Below are 24,319 nucleotides of genomic sequence, written 5' to 3'. Positions count from 1 at the left end.
GCCTCGGCGGAAGAGTCAGGGCGCCTTCGTCAGCATCCAGTTCAGCGTGCCGCGCCAGTCGACCATGCGGATCGGCGTGCCGTGCGTGCCGGTCTCGAAGCGTACGAAGCGGGTCGGATAAGACTTCCTGGCGAGGATTGAGCGGAAGAAGGCTTCCTGCTTCTCCACCGGGAAGACCACGTCATGGCTGCCCTGGCCGAAGAACACCGGCACGCGGCGCTTGAAGGCGGGGCTGGTGAGGAAACTGTCGTCCCATAGCGAACCGAGCAGCAGCAGGCCGTTGACGCGGCTGCCCGTATCCTTGCGCGCGGCGAGCTTCCAGCAGATCATGCCGCCCATCGAGCCGCAGGCGACGAAGATTTTCGCGCCCGGTGATTGCTCTGCATAGTGATCGATCAACGCCGCGACCTGCGCCGCGCCCTTGTCGCCGAAATCGGGGAAATCGGGCGAAAGATAGAGACCGTTGTTGGCGGCCATCAGGTTCTTGATGCGGTTGAAATTGCCGCCGAAGGTGAAGTCGTCGACGCCTTGCTTGCGGCTGCCGCCCTGTCCGTGCAGGTAGAGCACGATGATGGAAGCGCCTTGCGTCCTGCCGACCGCGACATGCCTGATATCGCCGGCGTCGGTCTTCAGCATCAGGTCCTGCTGCACCTTGCGCACCCCGGGGTCGGTATATTGCGCATGCACGCGCCTTTCCGGCACCTCGTCGCGCTGGTTGATGTCGCGCATTTCGCGATAGTCGAGGACGGTGTAGGCGCCGTTATCGCTCGTCGACAGCGTCGCCGGATAAGCGAACAGATCGTCCTTGAACGATTTTAGCGAAAGCGTTTGCCCCTCGGCGGCCGAAAGGGAAAGCGCTGTCGCGGCGATCAGGGCGAAGAAAAGTCGGAAACGGAAAGCCATGCCGAGAGCCATGCGAAATTCGGCTCCGCTTTGTCAATCCTGCAGAACGCCGCCCGCCCCTTCCAGCGCCTCGCGCGTGTCGACGTCGATCGAGGCGCCCTGCCCGATCTCGACATCGATGACGTCGAGACCCTCGGCTTCGACCAGATGCCGCGCCCCGGTATCGCCCTCGAGTTGCGCGACGGCCGCGAAAAGCGATCTCGGCAAAAGCACCGGATTGCCGCGCTTGCCCTGATGCGAGGCGCGGACCACGGCGTGACCGCCGGAGCGGCGGAACGCATCGATCAGGCTGTCGAGGTCTGTCGACGAAACGCCAGGCATGTCTCCAAGCACGATCATGGCGCCGGCCGCATCGGCCGCGACCTTCGCGATGCCCGTCTTCAACGACGAGGCAAGGCCGTCGACGAAATCGGGATTGTCCGCGAATGTTACGCTGAAACCGCCAAGCGCCGAACGCACGCGCTCGCGCTGATGGCCGGTGACGACGATGGTGCCGGCGGCCTTCGAGGCCAGCGCACGACCGGCGGTGCGGCGCACCAGTGGCTCGCCGTCGAACAGCGCCAGAAGCTTGTTCGGCCCGCCCATGCGGCTCGAACGGCCGGCGGCCAGAAGCACGATATCGACTTTCAGCGCCGATCTTGCCGGCTGCGGCGCCGGTTCGCGCGGCTGCGGCCTGGTCGGGATTTCCATCAAAAGCCCGCCGACGCCCATGCCGGCAATATCGCCCGCGGTCACCTCGAGCCCGGCAACCAGACGATCGAGCACCCAGTCGAAGCCATTCTCCTTCGGGCTGCGCGCGCATCCCGGCGCGCCGACGACACGCTTGCCGTCGAGCGTTCCCAATACAAGCAGATTGCCGGGGTCGACCGGCATGCCCGCGCGGACGACTGTACCGCCTGCGCGCTCGATCGCAGCCGGCACGACATCGGCGAAGTCGCTCATCGCCGATGCCCCGAAGATCACCACCATGTCGTTGTCGCGCGCCAGCTGGGTTGCGGCCGCCGCGACGGGCGCAATCTCGTGCGGCGTGCGCCGTTCGGCCGTCAGCCGGCCGCCGGACCGCGCCAGCCGCGCCTCGGTGACGCGCAGCGTCTTGTCGAGCACGCTCGGCTTGACGCCGGGAAGCACCGTCTGGATGACGCCGACGGTGATGGGGCGATAGGCGTTGACGGCAAAGATCTCGCGGCCGGCGCAGATCCTCGCCACGTTGTCCACCAGGCTTGCGGCGACGGCAAAGGGGATGATCTTCACAGTCGCCACCATCTGGCCCTTCTCGACCGGCGCATGCTGCGCCAGCGTCGCGACGGTGATGGCCGGGTCGACGGCATTGATGGCATCGATCATTCCGGCGTCGACGGTAAAGACGCCTGCGGCTCCCGCATGCAAATTCACCCGCCCGGTCGCGGCCGGCTTGACCTCGATGTTGCGGTGGCTCATGGCGGCCGCGATCGTCGCGGCGGCGGCATCCTCGCCGAGATCGTTCTCGGCAAGAACCGCGGCGACGACTTCACCGATGCCCGCGGCTTTGAGCGCCGCGATGTCCTCACGGCTCAGCCGGTGCGCCTTGCGGAACCGTTTTTCACCGGCGGCGGTCGCATGCGCCAGCACCGCCCCTTCCGCCTCATCGATCGGAACCGGTCCGAATTTCACGCCACGGCGCCTTTCGCTTCGAGACCGCGCGAGCGGAAGGCGTGGATGGTCTGCGCCAGGACGGCGACGGCGATCTCGGCCGGACTGGCAGCACCGATATCGAGGCCGATCGGCGCGTGAATGCGGGCGATCTGGTCGGCGCCGGCACCGAGCGCCAGCAGGCGTTCGACACGCTTGGCGTGGGTCTTGTGGCTGCCAAGCGCCCCGACATAGAAGCACCGCGCGTCGAGCGCCGCCTTCAGCGCGAAATCGTCGATCTTCGGATCGTGGGTGACGGCGGCAAGCGCCGTATAGCTGTCGAGCGGCGCGCGCTTCAGCACATCCTGCGGCCATTCGGCATGCAGCGCGACATCGGGAAAGCGTTCCGGGGTGGCGAAGGCGGTGCGCGGATCGATGATCTCGACCGGATAGCCGGCGATCCTGGCCATCGGCGCCAGCGCCTGACTGATATGCACGGCGCCGATCACCACGAGGCGCGGGCGCGGCAGATGCGCGTTGAGAAAGAAGGTCCGCCCTTCCGCCTCCACCGACCGCGAATTTCCGGTGCGGAACGCGTTAGCGATGGCCGCTCCGAGATCGCCCGCAACATGGTCGCCCTCGCGCACGATGCGGTCTCGGCCGTCGCCAAGCTCGGTGACAAGCACCGCGGCGCGTCGGGCGCGGCGTTCTTCGTTGAGCGTCTTCAGGACATACGGATCCACGATGATCAGCCCAGCCGCTCGACATAGACCTTGATGCGGCCGCCGCAGGAAAGGCCTACCTGCCAGGCGGTTTCGTCGGCGACGCCGAACTCCAACATCTTCGCCTTGCCCGAATCGATGACGTCGATCGCCTCGGTCACGACGGCGCCCTCGACACAACCGCCGGAGACCGAGCCATGGAAATTCCCATCGGCGTCGATGACCAGATGGCTGCCGACCGGACGCGGCGCCGAACCCCAGGTCTCAACCACGGTCGCGATGGCGACATCCTTGCCGTCCTTCATCCAGCCTTCCGCGATGATCAGGGGATCGCGGGCCTCATCGAGATAAATGCTCTCATCCATCGTCGCTTCTCACAAAGTCTGTTTTTCAAGGAAAACGTTAGTTTCCCTCTCACGAACATATGGCTACGCGGCCTGCCTCCCGCCAGTTCGCAACCAGCGGCGCGGATCAACCGAAGCAGCCGGCCGCTGGTCGAGAGAGGCGCAAAGATCGGCCAGCGCATCGAGATTGTGCACTGCCCGGAACTCGTCGACATGCGGCAGCATCGCCTTGACGCCGCGGGCGCGCGCCTCGAACCCGCCGAAGCGCAACAGCGGATTGAGCCAGATCAGCCGCCTGCAGGATTTATGCAGCCGCTCCACCTCCTGCGAAAGGCCGGTGACGTCGTCGCGCTCCAGCCCGTCGGTGATGAGGAGCACAACCGCGCCCTGCCCCAGCACGCGCCGCGACCACAACCGGTTGAACTCGGCGAGCGTGTCGCCGATGCGGGTGCCGCCCGACCAGTCCTTCACCGCCGCCGAGCAATCGGCCAGCGCCTCGTCCGGATCGCGATGGCGCATCTGACGGGTCAGGTTGGTCAGCCGCGTGCCGAAGACGAAGGCATGCACGCGCCGGCGCTTTTCCGTCAATGCGTGCAGGAAATGCAGGAAGATGCGCGTGTACTGGCTCATCGAGCCGGAAATGTCGGCCAGCACCACCAGTGGCGGATGCACTTCGCGCGGCGACCGGAATTTTGGCAGGATAAGCTCACCGCCGGTGCGGGAGGCCGAGCGCATCATGGCGCGCGGATCGATGCGGCGCCCCTGCGCGGCGGCCTTGAAGCGCCGCGTGCGGATCAGATCGAAGGGCAGGCGCAAGCCCGCGATCGCCTTTTTGGCTTCGGCCATCTCCGCCGCATCCATCTGGGCAAAATCCTTGGCGCGCAGCACCTCGTTGCCGGAAAAGGTGAGGCGCGCATCGACTTCGATCTCCGGCACTTCGCGCACGGGCTGGTTCTTCCGATGGCCTTCGAACATCGCCTGGCTGACGCGGTTCTCGGCCGCCCGCGGCTTCTGCTTCTCGCGGTCGTCAGGCGCGACCGGCGAAAACATCGCCAGCAGCTTCTCGATCAGCTCTCGCGATTTCCAGAACAGGCGGAAGGCCTCGTCGAAGACCGGATGATCCTCGTGCCGCGAGACGAGCACCGCATGCAGCGTCCAATAGAAATCGTCGCGCGAGCCGATGCCGGCGGCGAGCACCGCCTCGATGGCGTCTTTCACCGAGGCCGGGCCAACGCGCATGCCGGCCTTGCGCAAGGCGCGGGCGAAATAGACGATGTTGTCGGCGATGCGCCCATCCGCCATCGCCTCTCTGGGTTCCGAATGCGGCGACGGCATCGTGCCTACTCCGCCGCCGAAAGCTCGGCCTTCACCTCATTGAGGATGCGCCGGCCCTCGCCCTCGCCGATACGGGCGATGTCGTCCTGGTATTTCAAAAGCACGCCGATCGTGTCCGACACTGTCTCCGGATCCAGCGCCACCTTGTCGAGTTCGGTCAGCGCGCCGGCCCAATCGATGGTTTCGGCGACGCCGGGCGCCTTGAACAGTTCGACCTGGCGCAGCTTCTGGATGAAAGACACGACCTCCGCCGACAGCCGTCGGTTCGCCTGCGGCACCTTGCGACGCACGATCTCCAGCTCGCGCTCGGCATTCGGATAATCGACCCAGTGATAGAGGCAGCGACGCTTCAGCGCGTCGTGGATCTCCCGCGTGCGGTTGGTGGTAATGATGACGATCGGCGGTTCTTCCGCCTTGATCGTGCCCAGTTCCGGGACAGTCACCTGGAAGTCAGACAGGATCTCGAGCAGGAACGCCTCGAAAGCTTCGTCGGTGCGATCGAGCTCGTCGATCAGGAACACCGGCGCCGCACCCGCCTTGCCGGTCAGCGCGTCGAGCACCGGACGGCGGATCAGGTATTTCTCGGAAAAGACGTTGCGCTCCATGTCGGAGCGCACGACCTCGCCCGCCGCTTCCTCCATGCGGATCTCGATCATCTGGGCGGCGTAATTCCATTCATAGACGGCCGAGGAGACGTCGAGCCCTTCATAACACTGCAGCCGGATCAGCCGGCGGCCGAGCGCGTCGGCCAGCACTTTGGCGATCTCGGTCTTGCCGACACCCGCCTCGCCTTCGAGGAACAAGGGCCGCTTCATGCGCAGCGATAAAAACAGCACCGTCGCCAGCGAACGGTCCGCGACATAGCCCGCGCCGGTCAAAAGATCGAGCGTTTCGTCGATCGTCTTCGGCGCGGGGCGCGGCGCGGTCATCTTGTCTCCGTGGATCCCGCTTGCCCGTCTCAAAGAAAATGGTAGCCGCGGTTGTGGTAGATCAGCGGGCGCAAATTATCGCCGATGCGCAGGCCTGTCACCTTGCCAAAAAGCACACGGTGGGTGGCAAGGTCCTTGGCATCGATGATCTCGCAGTCGAACACGGCAAGGGCGCCTTTCAGCGTCGGCGCGCCGGTCGAGATCACATCCCACTCGGCAAGCGCAAAGCGCTCCTCCGCCGGCAGGCCGGTGACGCCCGAAAAGCCGACCGAGACGGCTTCCTGGTCCGATGCGAGCGTGTTGAGCGCGAACTTGCCGTTCTTGACGAAAGCTTCGTTCTTGGCGTTCTCGCGGTTGAGGCAAACCAGCACCGTCGGCGGCGTGTCCGAAACCGAACAGGCGGCGATCACCGTCGCGCCCCTTTTGCCGCCGGGCCCGTCCGTCGTCACCACATGCACATGGCCGGCAAAATGCGCCATCGCATCGCGATAGTGCTGCGGCCCGATATCATTGATCTTCAGCACCCGATAATCCACCTGTCGGAACCAGTTCGTTATATATGGCGGCATATTGCACGCCACAAGTTGCATAGCACGGGCGAAGTGCTTGACTGCAATCCGCAAATTCGCGTGTTGCGCGGCGCTTAGCCAGCCTTTAGGTCTTTCCTGGAATAGTGTCGGAACCATACGCCCGGCACGGAGGACCTCTTCGCCCGAATGCGCCTTCTGACGACGACAATAGCCGCGCTGACGACGGCGATAGCCGCGTTGTTTTGGCTGGCAGCGAACGCTGACGCCGAGACGCTGGTCGGCGTTGCCGCGCCGCTTTCCGGCACATCGGCGATCCTCGGCAAGCAGGTCGAGGCTGGCGCCGGCCTGGCAGCCGAGGCAAACGGCATCGCGTTCAAGGCCGTCGACGATGCCTGCACCGCCGAGGGCGGCGCCGCGGCGGCAAGGGAATTCGTCGACGCCAAGGCCAATGTCGTGGTCGGCTTCCTCTGCACAGAGGCGATCGAAGCCGCGCTGCCGATCCTGAAGGACGCCAACATACCGGTGATCACCGTCGGCGTGCGCACCGAAAGCCTGACCGACCGGCGCGCCAAGACCGGCTGGCCGGTCTACCGGCTCGGCCCGCGCGGCGACGATGAGCGCAACGCGGTCGCCGCCAAGCTCACCCAGCTCTGGCGCGACGACCTGTTCGCCATCGTCGACGACGGCACCATCTATGGCCGCGAGATGGCCGAAACCCTTCGCGCCGCGGCCGAGCAGGCGGCGCTGAAACCTGTCTTCGTCGACACGTTCCGGCCGCAGCTCGACAACCAGATCGGACTGGTCGGCCGGCTGAAGAAGGCCGGCGCGACAAAGGTGTTCGCCGGCGGCGACGGCGACGACATCGCCATCATGGGCCGCGACGCCGCCCAGCTCGATGCCGGCATCACCTTTGCCGGCGGCGAGAACCTGCGTACGCCGCAGGGCGATGTGCCCTACACCGTCGGCACACTGATGATCGCCCCACCGGAATGGTCGGAGGTCGCCGATCCCAACGTGGTGCAGGCTTTCGCCGCGAAGAACATCGTGCCCGACGGCTACACGCTGCCGGCCTATGCGGCGGTCGAGGTCGCCAAGGCCGCGCTGGCTGGCGCGGAAAGCTCCGGCCAGCCACTCGCCGATGCGCTGACCGGCCATGATTTCACCACCGCGATCGGCACCGTTCGCTTCGACGACAAGGGCGACCTCAGCCAGAACCCGTTCCGCGTCTTCCGCTTCGACGGCACGCATTTCGTACCGCTGGAGGACAAGTGATGTTCCGCACCGGACCGCGCAACCTCATCACCGACGTTGCCGGCCTTCGTGTCGGCAGTACAGCCGATAGCAAGTTGAAATCCGGCGTCACGGTGGTGCTGTGCGATGAACCCGCCGTGGCCGGCTTCCAGGTGCTGGGCGGCGCGCCGGGCACGCGCGAGACCGATCTGCTCGAGCCGCAGAATTCGATCGCGACGATCCATGCCGTCGTCCTGTCCGGCGGCTCCGCCTTCGGTCTCGACGCCGCCTCCGGCGTGCAAGCGGCGCTGCGCGAGAAAAACATCGGTGTCGAGGTGGGCGGCTTCCGCGTGCCGATCGTGCCGGCCGCGATCCTGTTCGACCTGCGCAATGGCGGCGACAAGGATTGGGGCCGTTATCCGCCCTATCGCGACCTCGGCTATGAGGCTGTCCAGGCGGCGACAGTGGATTTCGAAATCGGCACGGCTGGCGCCGGCACCGGCGCGCTGACCTCGGGGCTGAAAGGCGGGCTGGGCTCCGCCTCGACTGTGCTCGACAGCGGCGTCACCATTGGCGCCCTCGCCGCCGTCAACCCGACCGGCTCGGCGACGGTCGGCCGCAGCCGCCATTTTTGGGCAGCACCCTTCGAGATCGGCGACGAGTTCGGCGGCCTGGGTTATCCCGCGCCGATGCCCGAAGAGGCCAGGAAGATCCTGCTGAAATACCGCGACAGGCGCGTCGGCGGGCATGGGGAAGCCGCCAGCACCACCATCGCCGTCATCGCCACGGACGCCGTCATGACCAAGGCCGCGGCCAAGCGGCTGGCGATTTCGGCGCATGACGGCTTCGCCCGCGCCATCTGGCCGACGCATACGCCGGCCGACGGCGATCTGGTGTTTGCGCTGGCGACCGGCACGAGCGGCATCGAACTCGGCGCCGACGCCGCGATCGACCTGTTCGCGGCGGCCGGCGCGACCATGGCGCGCGCGATCAGCCGCGGCGTATATGCCGCGACACCCGCGAACGGCGACCTGTTTCCGGTCTGGTCGTCGCGTTGACGGCTAATCAAGTCGGATCGGATTTCTCTTCCTCGAAGGTGACCGCAACATCGGAATTCGCGGAGAGCCATACCTTCTGCCCGTCGATCTCCGCGACCAGGGCAAGCGAAATGTAGTGGTGATGGCCCTTGTGCGAGCCCATGCCGCTGTCAGCCCTGGTCAGCTTGATCCGGTCACCCTCGACCTTGTCGACGGTGCCGATATGGACGCCATCGGCGCCGATCACTTCCATATGTCCGCGTATCTTGCTGATGTCGGTGCTCATGCTGGTCCTCCACTGGATGGCGATTTGCCCTTTCGGATGCGAGACGGCCGACAATAACAAATGAACGCCGGATTGGATGCATCGCACGGCACGTCTCGTTCACCATGGCGTGATACGCATGACGCTGATGAGACAGATGTCATGCAGATGACGCCCAGCCTGCCCGGCCACCCGACGCGCGATACGGCTTGCCGCCCATGATGCCGCTGCAGCAAGTTCCCTTGCGCCACGGTCTCACGGATCGGTTGCGCGCCGCCGCTCCGTCGGCAAGCGAGGCTGTTGTTGGAACTTTGCTCTGGGGCGCCGCCATGGGTGCGAGTGCGCTGGCAAATCTTCTGCTGGCCGCCTGGGAGACGCCCGACAGCATCCGTTTCGTGGCGCTGCTTTATGGTCTTGGCGGCGTGCTTGCCTTCCCGGTTGGATTGACGCTGGCCAGACTGGTTTCTCGCGGCCGTCTTTGGGAAACAGCCTTCGCCGCGGCATTCGTGTCGCTTCTAGCGGCAACGCTCGCCTGTTCGCGCTGCAATATCGCTCCTACTATGCCGAATGGCACGCGTCGGCGTTCACGCCGACCTGGGCGTTCGAATTCGCCTTCACCATGCTGACCGCGCTCTACCAGTTCGTCGTGCTCGGCATGCGGCTCTATTTTCCGCTGGGTTTTGCAGCGCTTGTCGCGGCAAGTATCTGGTTTGCGCGGCAGCGGCGTTGAGCATCGGGCCCGCCTCTGTTAGGACGCGGCCAACGCTTTTCCCATCAGGACTCAAAAAACGGATGATCCCTCGCTATTCCCGGCCGGAAATGGTCGCCATCTGGTCGCCCGAAACCCGCTTCCGCATCTGGTTCGAGATCGAGGCGCATGCCTGCGATGCGCTGGCCGAGTTAGGCGTCATTCCGAAGGAAGCGGCAAGGACCATCTGGGAGAAAGGCGGCGCGGCCAAATTCGACGTCGCCAAGATCGACGAGATCGAGCGCGTGACCAAGCATGACGTCATCGCTTTCCTGACCCATCTTGCCGAATTCGTCGGACCGGATGCCCGCTTCATCCACCAGGGCATGACGTCGTCGGACGTGCTCGACACCTGTCTTGCCGTGCAGTTGACGCGGGCCAGCGACATCCTGCTTGCCGACATCGACGCCCTGCTCGCGGCGCTGAAGCGCCGTGCTTTCGAGCACAAGGACACCGTCACCATCGGCCGCAGCCACGGCATCCATGCCGAGCCGACCACCTTCGGCGTCAAGCTGGCGCAGGCCTATGCCGAATTCTCGCGCTGCCGCGAGCGGCTGGTGCATGCGCGGGAAGACATCGCCACCTGCGCCATTTCCGGCGCGGTCGGCACTTTCGCCAACATCGAGCCTTATGTCGAAGAGCATGTGGCGGCAAAGCTTGGGCTGAAGCCGGAGCCGGTGTCGACCCAGGTCATCCCGCGCGACCGCCACGCCATGTTCTTTGCAACGCTCGGCGTCATCGCCTCCTCGGTCGAACGCCTTGCCGTCGAGATCCGCCATCTGCAGCGCACCGAGGTGCTGGAAGCGGAAGAGTATTTCTCGCCGGGGCAGAAGGGCTCGTCGGCGATGCCGCACAAGCGCAACCCGGTGCTGACCGAAAACCTCACCGGCCTTGCCCGCATGGTGCGTTCCATGGCGCTGCCGGCCATGGAAGACGTGGCGCTCTGGCACGAGCGCGACATTTCGCATTCCTCGGTCGAGCGTATGATCGGGCCGGACGCGACGGTGACGCTGGACTTCGCGCTGGCGCGCCTGACCGGCGTCGTCGACAAGCTGCTCGTCTACCCCGAGAACATGGAGAAGAACCTCAACAGGTTCCGCGGGCTTGTGCACTCCCAACGTGTGCTTCTGGCGCTGACCCAGGCCGGCCTGTCGCGCGAGGACTCCTACCGCCTGGTGCAGCGCAACGCCATGAAGGTCTGGGAACACGGCGCCGATTTCCTCGAGGAACTGCTGGCCGACAAGGACGTGACGGCGGCGCTCTCCGAAGCCGAGATCCGCGAAAAATTCGATCTCGGCTATCACACCAAGCATGTCGAGACGATCTTCAAGCGGGTGTTCGGGGAAGCTTGATCTTTCCTTCGCCCCGTCTCTATACGGGGAGAAGGTGCCCGAAGGGCGGATGAGGGGCGGCGCCGACTTCGGTGACTATCGCACCCGTCTGTCGTGAAACATCCTGACGCCGGCGCTGCCCCTCATTGCCCTGCCGGGCATTTCCCCCCGTATAGTGACGGGGAGGAAGACGCTGTCACCGACGCCCGATCAAGCCTTCCCAGGCACAGTCCTGATCACCGTGCCCCACGGGTCCTCTCGGCTCGTCTCTTCCTTCACATTGTCCGAGCGCATCTCGACCCAGGTGAGGCCCGAGCGGGAGGGGTCGCGGCGGCCGGCGCCGGCGCTCTGCCAGGCATTGGCGCCGATATGATGGTGGTAATGGCCGGACGACAGGAACACCGCCTGGCCGCCATATTTGGCGACGGTGTCGAAGCCGAACTGGTCATGCCACCAGGCCTCCGCATCGTCCGGCCGGCCGACGCGCAGATGCACATGGCCGACAATGGTGTTTTCCGGCGCGCCTTGCCAGCCCGCATCGCCCGCCGGCACGCTGCCCACCACTGCCGGCAGGTTCAGCCGCTCGGTCGCCATGGCGATCTTGTCGCCGTTCCACTTCCAGTCTTGCGGGCGGCGGTCCGCATAGATCTCGATGCCGTTGCCCTCCGGGTCGGTCAGGTAAAGCGCCTCGCTGACCAGATGGTCGGACGCGCCCTCGATACCGATGCGGTTGGCGGCGGCGTGGCTGATCCAGCGGCCAAGATCGGCGCGCGATGGCAAAAGGAAAGCAGTGTGGAAGAGCCCGGCGCCGCGCGGATCGTCGGGCTTGGCCGAAGAATCCTGCTCCAGCACCAGCAATGGCCGGTTGGCCGCGCCGAGCGTGATCGCGCCATCGGCGCGGCTCAGTTCCTGCAGGCCGACAACGGCCCGGTAATAGGCCGCCAGGCTTTCAGCGTCTCGCACCTTCAACCCGACACGCGAAACGCTGACCGGGGTGGTCGCGGCAAAAGGCAGTTCGCTCATCAAACTCTCCGTTCGGACGACGCTTCCCGATATGGGATGGGATTTTCAAAGCCGCCAGCTCTTGTTCCTTCTTCCTCTTCCAACTCGTCGATTACAATCGTTCACACAAGACAGCAAGAATCGAACAAGGTGTTCACAAAAGTGCATTCGGTCGAAATGCAATGAGGGTTGCAGGCGAGAAGACCGCTCGCTACATCCGCGCCATGAAAGTCAAAGATGCAGATATTCTGATCGTGCCGGGCTACACCAATTCCGGTCCCGAGCATTGGCAGACCCGCTGGCAGTCGAAACTGTCGACGGCGCGCCGTGTCGAGCAGGCGGAATGGACCAAGCCCGTGCGCGAGGACTGGACGGCGAGCGTAGCGAACGCCGTCAACGAGGCCGAGCGGCCGGTGGTTCTCGTAGCGCACTCGCTTGGCGTCGCGGCCGCGGTGCAGGCCATCTCGCAATTCAAGAAGCCGGTCGCGGGCGCCTTCTTCGTCGCGCCGCCGGATGTCTCCAATCCGGAAATCAGGCCGAAACATCTGATGACCTTTGGCCCTTATTCGCGCGATCCGCTGCCCTTTCCGTCCATCGTGATCGCCAGCCGCAACGATCCGTTCTGCGCTTTCGAGGTCGCCGAGGACATTGCCGCCGCCTGGGGATCGCTCTTCATCGACGCCGGTGAGGCCGGCCATCTCAACCACGACGCGGGCTTCGGCCCCTGGCCCGAGGGTTCGATGACTTTCGCCAAGTTTCTGACGGAACTGAAAGAACCCTAATCGGCGTCTAGGAGCCGATCGAATCCCGCATGCTCTTCAGCAGCGTCTTCGCGCCGAGTGAAATCAGCGTGTGGTCCGAGCCCATGGCGAGCAGCCGGAAGCCCATCGAAACGACGCGCCCGGCGATCGCCGGTTCGATGACATAGATCGCGGCATGCTTGCCGGCCTTGCGTGTCCGCTCGGCGATCGACGCGACCGTCTCCATCATGCTTTCCAGCGTCGAACTGACGGTGGCGCCGTTCGACCAGGCGATCGAGAAATCCGACGGGCCGACGAAGATGCCGTCGATGCCGGGCGTATCCAGAATACCGTCCAGCGCCTCGAGGGCCGCCCGCGTTTCGACCATCGCGAAAGCCATGGTGCGCTGGTTCGTATCGCGCAGCCATTCGGCATGGTCGCCCTTGCCGTGGCGCGGGAAGGCATAGGTCGGCCCCCAGGAACGCTCGCCCAGCGGCGGGTATTTCATCGCGGCGGCGAACTGCCTTGCATCGGCCACGGAGTTCACCATCGGCGCGATCACCGCCTCGGCCCCGAAATCGAGCGCGCGGCTCGCCATGTCGAAGCGCCCGACCGGAATGCGCACCAGCGCCGGCTTGTTGGCGGCCAGCACCGGCACCAGGCCGCGCAGCACGCTGTCCTCGTGATGGCCGCCATGCTGCATGTCGAGGGTGACCGCATCGAAACCCTGCTTGGCGATGATCTCGACCGTCAGCGCATCCGGCACGCCCGACCATGCGGTGAACAGCGTTTCGTCGGCGGCCAGGCGGGACTTGAGCGACATCGGAACTTTCCTTGTTAACAATCCGCAGTTTCAGCTGGAAACGACGCTAAGGCAAAGAAAAACCGCCCGGTTTGGCCGGGCGGTCGATTGGTCCAGTCAGAGCAAATTCCAGGAAAAGTGTGTAACGGTTTTCCGTCCGGAATTGCGTAAAAACAAAGAGATAGGCATGATGGCGAAAGGCGTGAAGCGGTTTTCCGGCGACATCATGCCCACATAGCCTCAGCTGTTCTTGATCTGCTCGATCGCCTGCGCCATCAGCTCGTCCATGGTGCGGCGGATCTGGTGGTCGGACTGAGCGACGCCGGCGGCATCGAAATCCTTGCGGATCTTGCGGAAGACATCATGGTCGCCCGCTTCCTCGATATCGGAGACCACCACTTCCTTGGCATAGGCTTCGGCATCGGCGCCGGATTTGCCGAGTTTCTCGGCTGCCCACAGCCCCAGCGCCTTGTTGCGGCGCGCCGCGGCCTTGAAGCGAAGTTCCTCGTCGAAGGCGAATTTGCGCTCGAAGCCCTCTTCGCGGTCTTTCATGCTGCTCATGACGTCCCTCCGATCAATCCGATTCGCTTGGCGATGAATATGTGTGATGGGCAAGCACAAACCAAAAGGCCGCGAGCCGGTCAATATGCTTCGTCGCATGCTGCGCTGCGGCATTTCGGTTCCGAAAGCGGTTGATTCGCGGGATTTGCCGATTGAGCAAACAGGACGATTGCGATAACACCGGCATTGAACGCCGCCTTCGCCATACTAACTTAGGCAAACGGACAGGAACTGGTCACTTGCCGCCTGCCCGGAGATCCAGAGAAAAAATCAGATGAAAAATCGCCGCCGCATCTACGAAGGCAAGGCCAAGATCCTCTATGAGGGACCTGAGCCGGGGACGCTGATCCAGTTTTTCAAGGACGATGCCACCGCCTTCAACAAGAAGAAGCATGAGGTGGTCGATGGCAAGGGCGTGCTCAACAACCGCATTTCCGAGCACATCTTCAACCACTTGAACCGGATGGGCATCCCGACCCATTTCATCCGCCGGCTCAACATGCGCGAGCAGCTGATCAAGGAAGTCGAGATCATTCCGCTCGAGGTCGTGGTGCGCAACGTCGCCGCCGGCTCGCTGTCCAAGCGTCTCGGCATCGAGGAAGGCACGGTGCTGCCGCGCTCGATCATCGAATTCTACTACAAGGCCGACGCGCTCGACGACCCGATGGTGTCGGAAGAGCACATCACCGCCTTCGGCTGGGCAAGCCCGCAGGAAATCGACGACATCATGGCCTTGGCCATCCGCGTCAACGACTTTCTCTCCGGCCTGTTCCTCGGCGTCGGCATCCAGCTCGTCGACTTCAAGATCGAATGCGGCCGACTGTTCGAGGGCGACATGATGCGCATCGTCGTCGCCGACGAGATCTCGCCGGATTCCTGCCGGCTATGGGACGTCGCCACACAGGACAAGCTCGACAAGGACCGTTTCCGCCGCGACATGGGCGGCCTAGTCGAAGCCTATCAGGAAGTTGCCCGCCGTCTCGGCATCATCAACGAGAACGAGCCGCCGCGCCCGACGGGTCCCGTGCTCGTCGCTTCCTCCGAGGCGCCCAAGGGCCTGAAGCACTAAGTACTGACGGGCCTGCCAGACAATGGCAGGCCTTTTTTGCCAAACGACGATCTGCCCAGGAGCATTGATGAAAGCCCGTATCACCGTGACCCTCAAGAACGGCGTCCTCGACCCGCAGGGCAAGGCGATCGAGCACGCGCTCTCCGGGCTTGGCTTCGACGGCGTCGGCCAAGTGCGCCAGGGCAAGGTGTTCGACATCGAGCTCACCGGAGCCGACAAGGCCAAGGCCGAAGCCGACCTCAAGGCCATGTGCGACAAGCTTCTGGCGAACACGGTGATCGAGAATTACGCGGTGGAGATTGCCTGAAATGAAATCAGCCGTCGTCCTCCTGCCTGGCCTCAACCGCGACCGCGACATGATCGCGGCGCTGACCAAGATTTCCGGCCAGGCGCCGGCGACCGTCTGGCAGACCGACACGGAAATCCCCGATGTCGATCTGATCGCCATCCCCGGCGGCTTCTCCTTCGGTGACTATCTGCGCTGCGGCGCGATCGCGGCGCGCATGCCGGTGATGCGTGCGGTCGCCGAAAAGGCCGCCAAGGGCGTGACCGTCGTCGGCGTCTGCAACGGCTTCCAGATCCTGGTCGAGGCGGGATTGCTGCCGGGCGCGTTGATGCGCAATGCGTCGCTGAAATTCGTCTGCCGGCAGGTGAAGCTTGAGATCGCCAACGCCAACACCATGTTCACCCGCGGCTACCAGCCGGGTCAGGTGATCCGCTCGCCGGTCGCGCACCATGACGGCAACTACTTCGCCGATGCCGAGACGCTGGCCCGCCTCGAAGGCGAAGGCCAGGTGGTGTTCCGCTATGCTGACGGCACTAATCCCAATGGCTCGATCAACGACATCGCCGGCATCGTCAACGACAACGGCAACGTGCTCGGCCTGATGCCGCATCCCGAGAACCTGATCGAAGCGGCGCATGGCGGCAATGACGGGCGGGCGCTGTTCGAGAGCGCGCTCGGCATCGCGGCTTGATCCTTTAACATCCTATCGGAACGCGGGGGGGGGGCGGACTGACCATGAGACTGACGATTGCTCGCCTTGCCCTCCTGGCCACCGCCGGGCTCGTCTTGGCTTCCTGCCAGTCCAGCCCCAAGACAACGCCGGTTCCCTCAGGCAAGAGCGCCTCTCTGCTTGCCATGGAGCAGGTCGCGATCGCCGCGCACAAATGCTGGATCGCCAGCAAGGATCCGGCCTTCAAGGCCTACCAGATGGCGAACGAGCTCAATTCCTACAGCGGCACGCCGCGCTTCCTGCTGGTGCCCGCCAAGCACTATGGCGGCAAGCCGCTGCTGGTCGTGCAGGCGCAGGGCAACTCCAGCCGCGTCGATGTGTTCGGGCCGCTGATGAATGAGCCGCTCGGCGCGCGCATCGGCTCTGACATCGCCCGCTGGCAGGCGGGCAATCCGTCCTGCGCGGCTGCCGCCTGAGGTTGCGATGGGCCGGTTCCTGCAGACCGCGGGGCTGGTTGTCGGGCTGATTGCGCTTGTCCTGCAATTCGCCATCACCTTGCCGGCATCCATGGCCGCAGGACGTGGCTTGCTCGGCTCGATCGTCTTCTATTTCAGCTTCTTCACCATCCTGACCAACATCGCGGCGGTGATGGTGCACGCTTCGCTGCTGTCACCCGCCGGCTATGCCTGGTTTCCGGCCTTTGCCGGGCAGCGGACGCGGGCCGGCGTGGCGGTGGCCATAACTCTGGTTTTCATCGTCTACGCCACGGTTCTGGCGAGGCTCTGGCAGCCGCAGGGTTTGTTCCTGCTCTGCGACGTCCTGCTCCACTACGTCACGCCATTCATCTTCGTCGCGTGGTGGCTTACCGCAGGCGCCGACGGCAGCACACGCTGGCGCGATATCTCCTGGTGGATGATCTATCCGCTGGGGTATCTCGCCTACGCGCTGATACGCGCGCTCTTCGCCGGCGAAGTGCCCTACCCGTTCCTTGATGTCGCCAAGAACGGCGGGGCCAGCGTCACCGTTTCGGCCCTGGGCGTCACAGCCCTGTTCATCGGATTGAGCGTGCTTGCCGTGCTTGTCGATCACGGCATCGGCCGGTTGCGGGGAAAGCCCGCAACCGGCATCCAATCGAGCCGCCAATAGGCATCACTCCCAGAACGCCCGGATGCCTTCGCGATGGGCGTCGCAGCGCGAGACGCCGATATCCTTGAGCTGCTCGTCCGTCATCTCGAGCAGCGCAAGGCGGCCGCGCCGACGTTCGAGCATGCGGTCGATCTGCCTCGCGATGGAACGGAGCACAACCACCAGGCGATCGACGAAGCCGCGATGGGCCAAGGGCTCGGACTGCGCGCCAACAGTCGGGCGAGCGTAGCGAATTGTCTCGATTGTATCCATTTCCGTTCTACCTTGTCTCGATTGCACCTTTCCAATCGCCAGCTCGATATGGATTGACTCATCGCGCGGTGCAATATAGAAAATTGTCACCATGACAAATTGGCTCCCCGATCTTTCCTCTGGCTCCGGTCCGCTCTATCAGCGTCTTGCTGACAGCATTGAGTCAGATATCGACAAGGGCGTCATCGATGCCGGTGCAAAACTGCCGCCGCAGCGCGACCTCGCCTATGACATCGGCACGACGGTCGGCACCATCGGCAGGGCCTATCAACTGCTGCGCGAGCGCGGTCTGGTGAGCGGCGAGGTTGGTCGCGGCACCTATGTGCTCGGCCAGCGGACGGAGACCCCGAAACCCGATGTCGAACCAGGCTTGCAAGGCACGCGCTTCATCGACGCGCCAAGCGGCAAGCTGCGTTTCGACAGCACCGCCGCGCCCGATGTCGGCCAGGGCGCGGTGATCGCCGACATGCTGGCGCGCACGGCGCTGGAGCATCCGCACGACATTTCGAGCTATACGCGGGATTTTCCCGAACGCTGGTATGAGGCGGGCAGCCGCTGGCTGGCGCGCAATGCCTTCCGCCCCTCGCCCGATTCGATCGTGCCGACGCTGGGCACCCACGCCGCGGTCATGGCGGCGATCGCGGCGCTGACCATGCCCGGCGACTATGTCGTCTTCGAGCACCTCACCTATTCGCAGATTTCCCGCAGCGCCGGCCTGATCGGGCGCCGCACGGCGCTGGTGGCATCGGATGACGAAGGCATCGATCCCGAGGATTTCGAGCGGGTCTGCGCGCAAAAGCACCCGAAAATGATCTTTCTGATGCCGACGGCGCAGAACCCGACGCTGGCCATCTTGCCGGCGTCGCGCCGCGAGGCGATCGCGCGGATCGCGCGTGAGTACAATGTCGTCCTCATAGAAGACGATCTTTACGGCGGCTTAACCGGAGACCCGACGCCGCTGATGGCCGAATACGCGCCTGAGCGCACCATCGTCGCCGGCGGCCTGTCGAAATCCGTGGCTGCCGGCCTTCGCGGCGGCTGGCTGTCGTGCCCGCCTGCCTATCGCCATCGCATCCGCGTCGCCCACAAGATGATGACCGGCGGCATGCCCTTCCTGCTGGCCGAGGTGAATGCGCGGCTGGTGCTGTCCGGCCAGGCTGGCGACATCCGCCGGCGCAGCATCGCCGAATTCGGCGCTCGCATCGCGATCGTGCGCGAGACCTTGGCCGGCTTCGCCTTCAGGTCGCACGACAAAGTGCCCTTCGTCTGGCTCACCTTGCCCGACCCATGGCTGTCCGGCACCTTCAAGAAAGCCTGTCTCGAACATGGCCTGCTCATCGACGACGAGGACGAATTCAAGGCCGGCCGTTCCGAGCAGGTCTTCCACGGCGTGCGCTTCGGTATTTCGCAGCCGAGGCGGCGCGAGGATGTCGCCGGCGGCGTCGCCGTCATCCGCCGCCTGCTCGACGAAGGCCGCGCCGGCTACGACAGTTTTTCCTGATCAAGCCGGCAAGCCCAGACCCCTGGGCATCGCCGCATAGGCAGTTTTCCGGCGTTTTTCGTCATCCGGTGGGGTGTATCGCGCGAAAGCTTGCGATAAGAGGAGACTCAAGGAAGCCCCCTCTCCCACGGACAAAAATCGCCGCTCATGACTATTTCCAATTCCGTGCCGATCACCCCCGAGCTCGTCGCCGCGCATGGGCTGAAGCCCGACGAATACCAGCGCATCCTCGATCTGGTCGGCCGCGAACCAAGCTTCACCGAGCTCGGCATCTTCTCTGCGATGTGGAACGAGCACTGCTCCTACAAATCCTCGAAGAAATGGCTGCGCACGCTGCCGACCAGCGGCCCGCGGGTCATCCAGGGTCCGGGCGAGAATGCCGGCGTGGTCGATATCGGCGACGGCGACTGCGTGGTCTTCAAGATGGAGAGCCACAACCACCCGTCCTACATCGAGCCCTATCAGGGCGCCGCGACCGGCGTCGGCGGCATATTGCGCGACGTCTTCACCATGGGCGCCAGGCCGGTGGCGGCCATGAACGCGCTGCGCTTCGGCGCGCCGGATCATCCCAAGACCCGGCATCTCGTTGCCGGCGTGGTTTCGGGCGTCGGCGGCTACGGCAATTCCTTCGGCGTGCCGACCGTCGGCGGCGAGGTCAATTTCGATGCCCGCTACAACGGCAACATCCTGGTCAACGCCTTCGCGGCGGGCCTCGCCAAGACCAACGCCATCTTCCTGTCGCAGGCCAAGGGCGTCGGCCTCCCGGTCGTCTATCTCGGCGCCAAGACCGGGCGCGATGGCGTCGGCGGCGCCACCATGGCCTCGGCCGAATTCGACGACAAGATCGAGGAGAAGCGTCCGACCGTGCAGGTCGGCGATCCCTTTACCGAAAAATGCCTGCTGGAAGCCTGCCTCGAGCTGATGGCGTCGGGCGCCGTCATCGCCATTCAGGACATGGGCGCGGCCGGCCTCACCTGCTCGGCCGTCGAGATGGGCGCCAAGGGCGACCTCGGCATCGAGCTCGACCTCGACAAGGTGCCGGTGCGTGAAGAGCGCATGAGCGCCTATGAGATGATGCTGTCGGAAAGCCAGGAGCGCATGCTGATGGTGCTGCGCCCGGAAAAGGAGGAAGAAGCCGAGGCCATCTTCCGCAAATGGGGCCTCGACTTCGCCATCGTCGGCAAGACCACCGACGATCTGCGCTTCCGCGTCATCCATCAGGGCGACGAGGTCGCCAACCTGCCGATCAAGGACCTGGGCGACCAGGCGCCGGAATATGACCGCCCCTGGGTCGAGCCGAAGAAGCTGGCGCCGCTCGCCGCGAACGATGCGCCGAAGGCCGATGTCGCCGACGCGCTGCTGAAAATGCTGGGCGGGCCGGATCTTTCTTCGCGCCGCTGGGTGTGGGAGCAGTACGACACGCTGATCCAGGGCAATTCGCTGCAGCTTCCGGGCGGCGACGCCGGCGTCGTGCGCGTCGAGGGTCATCCGACCAAGGCGCTGGCCTTCTCCTCAGACGTCACGCCGCGCTACTGCGAGGCCGACCCGTACGAAGGCGGCAAGCAGGCCGTGGCCGAATGCTGGCGCAACCTGACCGCCACCGGCGCCCTGCCGCTTGCGGCCACCGACAACCTCAATTTCGGCAATCCGGAGCGGCCCGAGATCATGGGCCAGTTCGTCGGCGCGGTTAAGGGCATCGGTGATGCCTGCCGCGCTCTCGGTTTCCCGATCGTCTCCGGCAATGTCTCGCTCTACAACGAGACGAACGGCCGCGGCATCCTGCCGACACCGACCATTGGCGGCGTCGGGCTGATTGCCGACTGGTCGAAGATGGCGCGTATAGGCTTTGCCGCCGAAGGCCAGATGATCGTGCTGGTCGGCGCGCCCGCCACCTGGGGCAGCCATCTCGGCCAGTCCGTCTATATGCGTGACATCCACGGTCGAGCCGACGGCCCGCCGCCGCCGGTCGACCTCGATCATGAGAAGCGGGTTGGCGACCATGTGCGCGCGCTGATCGCCTCCGGCATCGTGACCTCGGCGCACGACGTCTCCGACGGCGGCCTGGCGATAGCGCTCGCCGAAATGGCGATGGCCTCCGGCATCGGCGCCGTCGTTCCGGGGCTTACCGGCACCGATCCGATCCCGGTCTGGTTCGGCGAGGACCAGGGGCGCTACCTGCTGACGTTGTCGATCGACCCGCAAAGCGGCGAATGGGACAGGATCCGCGAAGAGCAGGGCATGCTCGGCATCTTCGCGCCCTGGATCGGCACCACCGGCGGTCGTGAATTGAAGCTCGGCGAGGCCCGGCCGATCCCCGTCAGCGAGCTGACCGCCGCCCATGAGGGCTGGTTCCCGCGCTTCATGGATCAGGCCAGTTGACCAGGCTAGAGCATGTCTCCCGAAAGCGTGCAGCGTTTCGGGAAAAAGACATGCTTAAAATAAAGATAAATCCTTTTATATGCGACATGATTTAACCGCCAGGGCGCTGATTGCAGTCGTCTTCTGGCCGTTCCTGTTCTTCTTCTGGTTTCTCGGGCTGTTCGTCCTGTTCCTGTCGTCGACGACATCGAGCGAGGTCTGCCCGCGGCTGGAAACCCGCGCCGAGTTCCTGGCCGCGGCCAACGGCACGCTGCCGATGCTGATATTGCAGACCCTGATCTACGCCGTTCCAGTCGTCTGCCTGGTGCTCTGGAACAGGCTTTCTCCGGAGCCGGCGCGGGCAAGTCACGTCGCGACCTGCATCAAGCTCTTCGCCATCGCCGCGTTGATCGGGGCTATTTGGGACTATGGCTCGTCCTTGACCTGCGACGGCTACGGTCAGCCCTTCTTCTCAACCGCATGGCGGATGACGAGCTATCTTCCGATCGTCAGCCTGTTGATCAACCTCCCGCTCTACGTGCTGGTCTTCAGCCTCGGCCGCGCCTATTCGACGCGCGATGACATCACCGAAGACGGTGTGGTTCATTCGAGCCAGGATAACCCATAGGGCCTCATCACCCGACGGAACGGCTTCAATCCGGGCTGGAAAGGCTTTAGGCTCACCCCGAGTCACATACACAGCCTGCCCGCTTGAAACAGGATTTTGCCATGGCAATGGATGCTCACGACATCGAAAAATTGATCAAGGAAGGCATTCCGGACGCCAAGGTGACGATCCGCGACCTGGCCGGCGACGGCGATCATTACGCGGCCGAGGTCGTGGCCGAGAGCTTCCGGGGCAAAAGCCGTGTGCAGCAGCATCAGATGGTCTACAACGCGCTGAAGGGCAATATGGGCGGCTTGCTGCACGCGCTGGCGCTGCAGACCAGCATTCCCGACTGAGCGCCGGCGCCGCTCAGGCTTAGCCCAAAATCGCGTTATCCCTTGCGCCATTGGGCCGGCGTCGCGGCTAACGTCTTGTTTCAGCCAACCTATGGGTTTATTTGAAGGACATGTTTCCAGCCTGACTCCCACAGGCGTGAAAGGACCGTCCATGACCGGCATCAACGACTACATCGACAATGAAGTGAAGAGCAACGACGTCGTGCTCTTCATGAAGGGCACGCCCGGCTTCCCGCAATGCGGCTTCTCCGGCCAGGTGGTGCAGATCCTCGATTACATCGGGGCCGACTACAAAGGCGTCAACGTGCTCGACTCGGCCGAATTGCGCCAGGGCATCAAGGACTATTCCAACTGGCCGACCATCCCGCAGCTCTATGTGAAGGGCGAATTCGTCGGCGGCTGCGACATCGTGCGCGAAATGTTCCAGGCCGGCGAGTTGCAGGACTTCCTGATCGAAAAGGGCGTCAGCGTCAAAGGCGCCGCCTGATTCAATTTTGCTCGCCGGCGCGGAGGCTAACCCTCCGGCCGGCAAGCATCGCTCGGGGCCGCCCCCACCTCGGCAACATAACCCCCGGGTCTCGGGGATGAGACGAACCAGCGCGCCGGCCAGCCGGCGCCTGTTCGTTTGAAAGATCGGAATTTGCCGTGGACAAGCAGGTAGAAGCGTCGCAACGGGCAAGCAGCTTGCCCATTCCGCGCTGGGAATTCATCGCGCTCTGCGCCGCGCTCATGGCGCTCAACTCCTTGGCCATCGACATCATGTTGCCGGCGCTGCAGCAGATCGGCGCCTCGCTCGGCGTCGAGAGCGAGAACCACCGCCAATATGTCATCACCGCCTATATGCTCGGCTTCGGCGGCGGGCAGCTTTTGTTCGGGCCTATTTCGGATCGCTTCGGGCGCCGGGCGCCACTGGTCCTTGGCCTGGTCGTCTATGTCGTGGCTGCGGCCGCCGCCGCCATAGCTCCCAGTTTCACCCTGTTGCTGACCTGGCGTCTCATACAGGGCATCGGCGCGGCCGCGACCCGCGTCATCGCCGTCTCGATCGTGCGCGACACGTTCGAAGGCCGGCGCATGGCCGAGGTGATGTCGCTGATCTTCATGGTGTTCATGGCCATCCCTGTCATCGCGCCCGGCATCGGCCAGTTCGTCATGCTGTTCGCCAGTTGGCACTGGATTTTCGTGACCATGGCTATCGGCGCGCTGATCGTTTCGACCTGGGCTCTGCTGCGCCTGCCGGAGACGCTGCATCCGGAATATCGCCGGCCGCTGACGGTAAGCTCCGTCGTCAGCGGCTTCCGCATCGTGCTCACCAACCGGCTCACGCTTTGCTACGCTTTCGCCAGCACGTTCATTTTCGCCGCCATGTTCGGCTTCATCAGTTCGGCGCAGCAGATCTACATCGACATCTTTCATGTCGGCGAATTGTTCCCGCTGATCTTTGCCGGCGTCGCCGGCGTGCTTGCCTTCTCCAACTATCTCAATTCTCGGTTGGTCGGACAGATTGGCATGCGCCGCCTGTCGCAAGGCGCGCTGCTCATCTTCCTGTGCATCAGCCTTGCCTGGCTGGTGGTCTCGCTGGAGATACAGATGCCGCTCTGGCTCTTCGTCACCTTCTTTGCCGGCGCGATGCTGCCATTCGGCGGACTGGGCGCGAATTTCAACGCTTTGGCCATGGAGCCGCTCGGCGAGCTCGCCGGCACGGCGGCATCCATCCTGGGCTTCATGCAGACCTTCCTCGGTGCCCTCATCGGCGCGGCGATCGGCCAGGCCTATAACGGCACGGTCACGCCTCTGGCCGCCGGCTTCTGCAGCGTCTCGGTCGCGGCTTTGCTGATGATCCTGATCGCCGAGCGGGGCAGGATGTTCCAGCCCCACAATCCCCCTGTTTCGGGACACGTCACCGATCTGCACTAGGGCTTGTTGAGATTCATCGTGAGTTTATGACGGCGGCAGCGAGATGGATGATGGCACTGAAACTCTGGTCGGT

28 protein-coding genes and 1 pseudogene are annotated in these 24,319 nt (G+C 64.4%); 17 read left to right on the top strand and 12 right to left on the bottom strand.

The genetic code is table 11. The features are described 5' to 3' along the window. Positions 1-15: 15 nt before the first annotated feature. The 7 genes from FJ418_RS05355 to FJ418_RS05325 form a co-directional block, all read right to left on the bottom strand. Positions 16-903: an alpha/beta fold hydrolase gene (locus FJ418_RS05355; protein ID WP_140864595.1), complete on the bottom strand. Its 888-nt coding sequence runs from the start codon at positions 901-903 to the stop codon at positions 16-18. A 33-nt stretch (positions 904-936) separates the two neighbouring features. Continuing rightward, a complete protein-coding gene (locus tag FJ418_RS05350; protein ID WP_140864117.1) occupies positions 937-2,553 on the bottom strand; it encodes a molybdopterin-binding/glycosyltransferase family 2 protein in 1,617 nt (538 codons plus the stop codon). Then, on the bottom strand, positions 2,550-3,254 hold the full coding sequence (locus tag FJ418_RS05345; RefSeq protein WP_140864115.1) for an XdhC family protein: 705 nt from the start codon (positions 3,252-3,254) through the stop codon (positions 2,550-2,552). The genes FJ418_RS05350 and FJ418_RS05345 overlap by 4 nt, the downstream gene beginning before the upstream one ends. 5 nt (positions 3,255-3,259) lie before the next feature. Beyond that, positions 3,260-3,598, bottom strand: a complete 339-nt coding sequence (locus FJ418_RS05340) for an XdhC family protein (RefSeq protein WP_140647488.1) — start codon at positions 3,596-3,598, stop codon at positions 3,260-3,262. A gap of 63 nt (positions 3,599-3,661) precedes the next feature. Continuing rightward, positions 3,662-4,912: a VWA domain-containing protein gene (locus tag FJ418_RS05335; RefSeq protein ID WP_140864113.1), complete on the bottom strand. Its 1,251-nt coding sequence runs from the start codon at positions 4,910-4,912 to the stop codon at positions 3,662-3,664. Positions 4,913-4,917: 5 nt separating this feature from the next. Then, complete coding sequence (locus FJ418_RS05330) at positions 4,918-5,841, bottom strand: MoxR family ATPase (RefSeq protein WP_140864111.1); 924 nt, start codon at positions 5,839-5,841, stop codon at positions 4,918-4,920. 29 nt (positions 5,842-5,870) lie between these two features. Further along, positions 5,871-6,365: a flavin reductase gene (locus tag FJ418_RS05325; RefSeq protein WP_140647490.1), complete on the bottom strand. Its 495-nt coding sequence runs from the start codon at positions 6,363-6,365 to the stop codon at positions 5,871-5,873. A 192-nt stretch (positions 6,366-6,557) separates the two neighbouring features. On the opposite strand from FJ418_RS05325, the gene FJ418_RS05320 reads away from it, so the two are divergent. After that, positions 6,558-7,643 (top strand): ABC transporter substrate-binding protein, encoded by a 1,086-nt coding sequence (locus tag FJ418_RS05320; protein ID WP_140864109.1) that lies wholly within the window; start codon positions 6,558-6,560, stop codon positions 7,641-7,643. Further along, positions 7,643-8,659, top strand: coding sequence for a P1 family peptidase (locus FJ418_RS05315; protein ID WP_140864107.1), 1,017 nt, complete (start codon positions 7,643-7,645; stop codon positions 8,657-8,659). The genes FJ418_RS05320 and FJ418_RS05315 overlap by 1 nt, the downstream gene beginning before the upstream one ends. Positions 8,660-8,666: 7 nt before the next feature. On the opposite strand, the gene FJ418_RS05310 is transcribed toward FJ418_RS05315, so the two are convergent. Next, on the bottom strand, positions 8,667-8,924 hold the full coding sequence (locus FJ418_RS05310; RefSeq protein ID WP_140647493.1) for a DUF2171 domain-containing protein: 258 nt from the start codon (positions 8,922-8,924) through the stop codon (positions 8,667-8,669). A gap of 200 nt (positions 8,925-9,124) precedes the next feature. Here FJ418_RS05310 and FJ418_RS05305 point away from each other — a divergent pair. Together FJ418_RS05305 and purB are read left to right on the top strand one after the other, a co-directional pair. After that, positions 9,125-9,633 (top strand): annotated as a pseudogene (locus tag FJ418_RS05305) (hypothetical protein). Positions 9,634-9,695: 62 nt separating this feature from the next. Next, positions 9,696-11,003, top strand: a complete 1,308-nt coding sequence (gene purB / locus FJ418_RS05300) for an adenylosuccinate lyase (protein WP_140864105.1) — start codon at positions 9,696-9,698, stop codon at positions 11,001-11,003. Between the two features lie 189 nt (positions 11,004-11,192). Here the strand turns inward: purB and FJ418_RS05295 are convergent, their stop codons facing one another. Then, positions 11,193-12,005: a VOC family protein gene (locus FJ418_RS05295; protein WP_140864103.1), complete on the bottom strand. Its 813-nt coding sequence runs from the start codon at positions 12,003-12,005 to the stop codon at positions 11,193-11,195. 203 nt (positions 12,006-12,208) lie between these two features. Between FJ418_RS05295 and FJ418_RS05290 the strand changes: the two genes are divergently transcribed. Then, positions 12,209-12,766: an alpha/beta hydrolase gene (locus tag FJ418_RS05290; RefSeq protein ID WP_140647497.1), complete on the top strand. Its 558-nt coding sequence runs from the start codon at positions 12,209-12,211 to the stop codon at positions 12,764-12,766. A gap of 7 nt (positions 12,767-12,773) precedes the next feature. On the opposite strand, the gene FJ418_RS05285 is transcribed toward FJ418_RS05290, so the two are convergent. After that, positions 12,774-13,547: an HpcH/HpaI aldolase/citrate lyase family protein gene (locus tag FJ418_RS05285; protein WP_040981238.1), complete on the bottom strand. Its 774-nt coding sequence runs from the start codon at positions 13,545-13,547 to the stop codon at positions 12,774-12,776. Here FJ418_RS05285 and FJ418_RS05280 point away from each other — a divergent pair. Further along, on the top strand, positions 13,537-13,764 hold the full coding sequence (locus FJ418_RS05280; RefSeq protein ID WP_140864101.1) for a hypothetical protein: 228 nt from the start codon (positions 13,537-13,539) through the stop codon (positions 13,762-13,764). The two genes, FJ418_RS05285 and FJ418_RS05280, sit on opposite strands and share 11 nt — an antisense overlap. A gap of 2 nt (positions 13,765-13,766) precedes the next feature. On the opposite strand, the gene FJ418_RS05275 is transcribed toward FJ418_RS05280, so the two are convergent. After that, positions 13,767-14,087: a DUF1476 domain-containing protein gene (locus tag FJ418_RS05275; RefSeq protein ID WP_140647499.1), complete on the bottom strand. Its 321-nt coding sequence runs from the start codon at positions 14,085-14,087 to the stop codon at positions 13,767-13,769. A 274-nt stretch (positions 14,088-14,361) separates the two neighbouring features. On the opposite strand from FJ418_RS05275, the gene purC reads away from it, so the two are divergent. The 5 genes from purC (at position 14,362) to FJ418_RS05250 (ending at position 17,258) form a co-directional block, all read left to right on the top strand. Beyond that, on the top strand, positions 14,362-15,156 hold the full coding sequence (gene purC / locus FJ418_RS05270) for a phosphoribosylaminoimidazolesuccinocarboxamide synthase (protein WP_040995384.1): 795 nt from the start codon (positions 14,362-14,364) through the stop codon (positions 15,154-15,156). A gap of 64 nt (positions 15,157-15,220) precedes the next feature. After that, complete coding sequence (gene purS / locus FJ418_RS05265; protein WP_140650819.1) at positions 15,221-15,463, top strand: phosphoribosylformylglycinamidine synthase subunit PurS; 243 nt, start codon at positions 15,221-15,223, stop codon at positions 15,461-15,463. Position 15,464: 1 nt separating this feature from the next. Continuing rightward, positions 15,465-16,133, top strand: a complete 669-nt coding sequence (gene purQ, locus FJ418_RS05260; RefSeq protein ID WP_140864099.1) for a phosphoribosylformylglycinamidine synthase subunit PurQ — start codon at positions 15,465-15,467, stop codon at positions 16,131-16,133. A gap of 44 nt (positions 16,134-16,177) precedes the next feature. Continuing rightward, positions 16,178-16,588, top strand: a complete 411-nt coding sequence (locus FJ418_RS05255) for a hypothetical protein (RefSeq protein WP_140864097.1) — start codon at positions 16,178-16,180, stop codon at positions 16,586-16,588. A gap of 7 nt (positions 16,589-16,595) precedes the next feature. Beyond that, positions 16,596-17,258, top strand: coding sequence for a Pr6Pr family membrane protein (locus tag FJ418_RS05250; RefSeq protein ID WP_140864096.1), 663 nt, complete (start codon positions 16,596-16,598; stop codon positions 17,256-17,258). Positions 17,259-17,261: 3 nt separating this feature from the next. Here FJ418_RS05250 and FJ418_RS05245 read toward each other — a convergent pair whose 3' ends face one another. Further along, the gene (locus FJ418_RS05245; protein ID WP_140864094.1) at positions 17,262-17,510 is read right to left on the bottom strand and encodes a DUF1127 domain-containing protein; all 249 of its coding nucleotides are present in this window, start codon (positions 17,508-17,510) and stop codon (positions 17,262-17,264) included. Between the two features lie 91 nt (positions 17,511-17,601). Here FJ418_RS05245 and FJ418_RS05240 point away from each other — a divergent pair, with 91 nt between their 5' ends. The 6 genes from FJ418_RS05240 (at position 17,602) to FJ418_RS05215 (ending at position 24,246) form a co-directional block, all read left to right on the top strand. Continuing rightward, entirely contained in the window at positions 17,602-19,011 is a 1,410-nt protein-coding gene (locus FJ418_RS05240) for a PLP-dependent aminotransferase family protein (RefSeq protein WP_140864092.1), read from the top strand. A gap of 147 nt (positions 19,012-19,158) precedes the next feature. Further along, positions 19,159-21,390, top strand: a complete 2,232-nt coding sequence (gene purL / locus FJ418_RS05235) for a phosphoribosylformylglycinamidine synthase subunit PurL (protein WP_140864090.1) — start codon at positions 19,159-19,161, stop codon at positions 21,388-21,390. Positions 21,391-21,469: 79 nt separating this feature from the next. Next, complete coding sequence (locus tag FJ418_RS05230; RefSeq protein WP_140864088.1) at positions 21,470-21,997, top strand: hypothetical protein; 528 nt, start codon at positions 21,470-21,472, stop codon at positions 21,995-21,997. 101 nt (positions 21,998-22,098) lie between these two features. Further along, positions 22,099-22,332 (top strand): BolA family transcriptional regulator, encoded by a 234-nt coding sequence (locus tag FJ418_RS05225; RefSeq protein ID WP_140647507.1) that lies wholly within the window; start codon positions 22,099-22,101, stop codon positions 22,330-22,332. 151 nt (positions 22,333-22,483) lie between these two features. Continuing rightward, positions 22,484-22,819 carry a Grx4 family monothiol glutaredoxin gene (grxD, locus tag FJ418_RS05220; RefSeq protein ID WP_140710340.1) on the top strand — a complete coding sequence of 112 codons (336 nt, stop codon included), beginning with the start codon at positions 22,484-22,486 and terminating at the stop codon, positions 22,817-22,819. Positions 22,820-22,977: 158 nt separating this feature from the next. Beyond that, the gene (locus FJ418_RS05215) at positions 22,978-24,246 is read left to right on the top strand and encodes a multidrug effflux MFS transporter (RefSeq protein WP_140650837.1); all 1,269 of its coding nucleotides are present in this window, start codon (positions 22,978-22,980) and stop codon (positions 24,244-24,246) included. The last annotated feature ends 73 nt before the right edge of the window (positions 24,247-24,319 follow it).

The sequence above is a fragment of the Mesorhizobium sp. B2-8-3 genome (assembly GCF_006440815.1).
GTDB lineage: Bacteria > Pseudomonadota > Alphaproteobacteria > Rhizobiales > Rhizobiaceae > Mesorhizobium.
Note: the sequence above shows the minus strand (reverse complement) of the source record. Positions and strands in the feature narration are given on the sequence as shown.

What these genes read in the sequence shown, in the direction of transcription:
- FJ418_RS05295 (WP_140864103.1), bottom strand. Translation starts at nt 12,005, where the DNA reads ATGAGCGAACTGCCTTTTGCCGCGACCACCCCGGTCAGCGTTTCGCGT.
- FJ418_RS05330 (WP_140864111.1), bottom strand. Translation starts at nt 5,841, where the DNA reads ATGACCGCGCCGCGCCCCGCGCCGAAGACGATCGACGAAACGCTCGAT.
- FJ418_RS05320 (WP_140864109.1), top strand. Translation starts at nt 6,558, where the DNA reads ATGCGCCTTCTGACGACGACAATAGCCGCGCTGACGACGGCGATAGCC.
- FJ418_RS05225 (WP_140647507.1), top strand. Translation starts at nt 22,099, where the DNA reads ATGGCAATGGATGCTCACGACATCGAAAAATTGATCAAGGAAGGCATT.
- grxD (WP_140710340.1), top strand. Translation starts at nt 22,484, where the DNA reads ATGACCGGCATCAACGACTACATCGACAATGAAGTGAAGAGCAACGAC.
- FJ418_RS05285 (WP_040981238.1), bottom strand. Translation starts at nt 13,547, where the DNA reads ATGTCGCTCAAGTCCCGCCTGGCCGCCGACGAAACGCTGTTCACCGCA.
- purB (WP_140864105.1), top strand. Translation starts at nt 9,696, where the DNA reads ATGATCCCTCGCTATTCCCGGCCGGAAATGGTCGCCATCTGGTCGCCC.
- purL (WP_140864090.1), top strand. Translation starts at nt 19,159, where the DNA reads ATGACTATTTCCAATTCCGTGCCGATCACCCCCGAGCTCGTCGCCGCG.
- FJ418_RS05230 (WP_140864088.1), top strand. Translation starts at nt 21,470, where the DNA reads ATGCGACATGATTTAACCGCCAGGGCGCTGATTGCAGTCGTCTTCTGG.
- FJ418_RS05250 (WP_140864096.1), top strand. Translation starts at nt 16,596, where the DNA reads ATGGGCCGGTTCCTGCAGACCGCGGGGCTGGTTGTCGGGCTGATTGCG.
- FJ418_RS05355 (WP_140864595.1), bottom strand. Translation starts at nt 903, where the DNA reads ATGGCTTTCCGTTTCCGACTTTTCTTCGCCCTGATCGCCGCGACAGCG.
- FJ418_RS05315 (WP_140864107.1), top strand. Translation starts at nt 7,643, where the DNA reads ATGTTCCGCACCGGACCGCGCAACCTCATCACCGACGTTGCCGGCCTT.
- FJ418_RS05240 (WP_140864092.1), top strand. Translation starts at nt 17,602, where the DNA reads ATGACAAATTGGCTCCCCGATCTTTCCTCTGGCTCCGGTCCGCTCTAT.
- FJ418_RS05335 (WP_140864113.1), bottom strand. Translation starts at nt 4,912, where the DNA reads ATGCCGTCGCCGCATTCGGAACCCAGAGAGGCGATGGCGGATGGGCGC.
- purQ (WP_140864099.1), top strand. Translation starts at nt 15,465, where the DNA reads ATGAAATCAGCCGTCGTCCTCCTGCCTGGCCTCAACCGCGACCGCGAC.
- FJ418_RS05310 (WP_140647493.1), bottom strand. Translation starts at nt 8,924, where the DNA reads ATGAGCACCGACATCAGCAAGATACGCGGACATATGGAAGTGATCGGC.
- FJ418_RS05245 (WP_140864094.1), bottom strand. Translation starts at nt 17,510, where the DNA reads ATGGATACAATCGAGACAATTCGCTACGCTCGCCCGACTGTTGGCGCG.
- FJ418_RS05340 (WP_140647488.1), bottom strand. Translation starts at nt 3,598, where the DNA reads ATGGATGAGAGCATTTATCTCGATGAGGCCCGCGATCCCCTGATCATC.
- FJ418_RS05255 (WP_140864097.1), top strand. Translation starts at nt 16,178, where the DNA reads ATGAGACTGACGATTGCTCGCCTTGCCCTCCTGGCCACCGCCGGGCTC.
- FJ418_RS05275 (WP_140647499.1), bottom strand. Translation starts at nt 14,087, where the DNA reads ATGAGCAGCATGAAAGACCGCGAAGAGGGCTTCGAGCGCAAATTCGCC.
- purC (WP_040995384.1), top strand. Translation starts at nt 14,362, where the DNA reads ATGAAAAATCGCCGCCGCATCTACGAAGGCAAGGCCAAGATCCTCTAT.
- FJ418_RS05290 (WP_140647497.1), top strand. Translation starts at nt 12,209, where the DNA reads ATGAAAGTCAAAGATGCAGATATTCTGATCGTGCCGGGCTACACCAAT.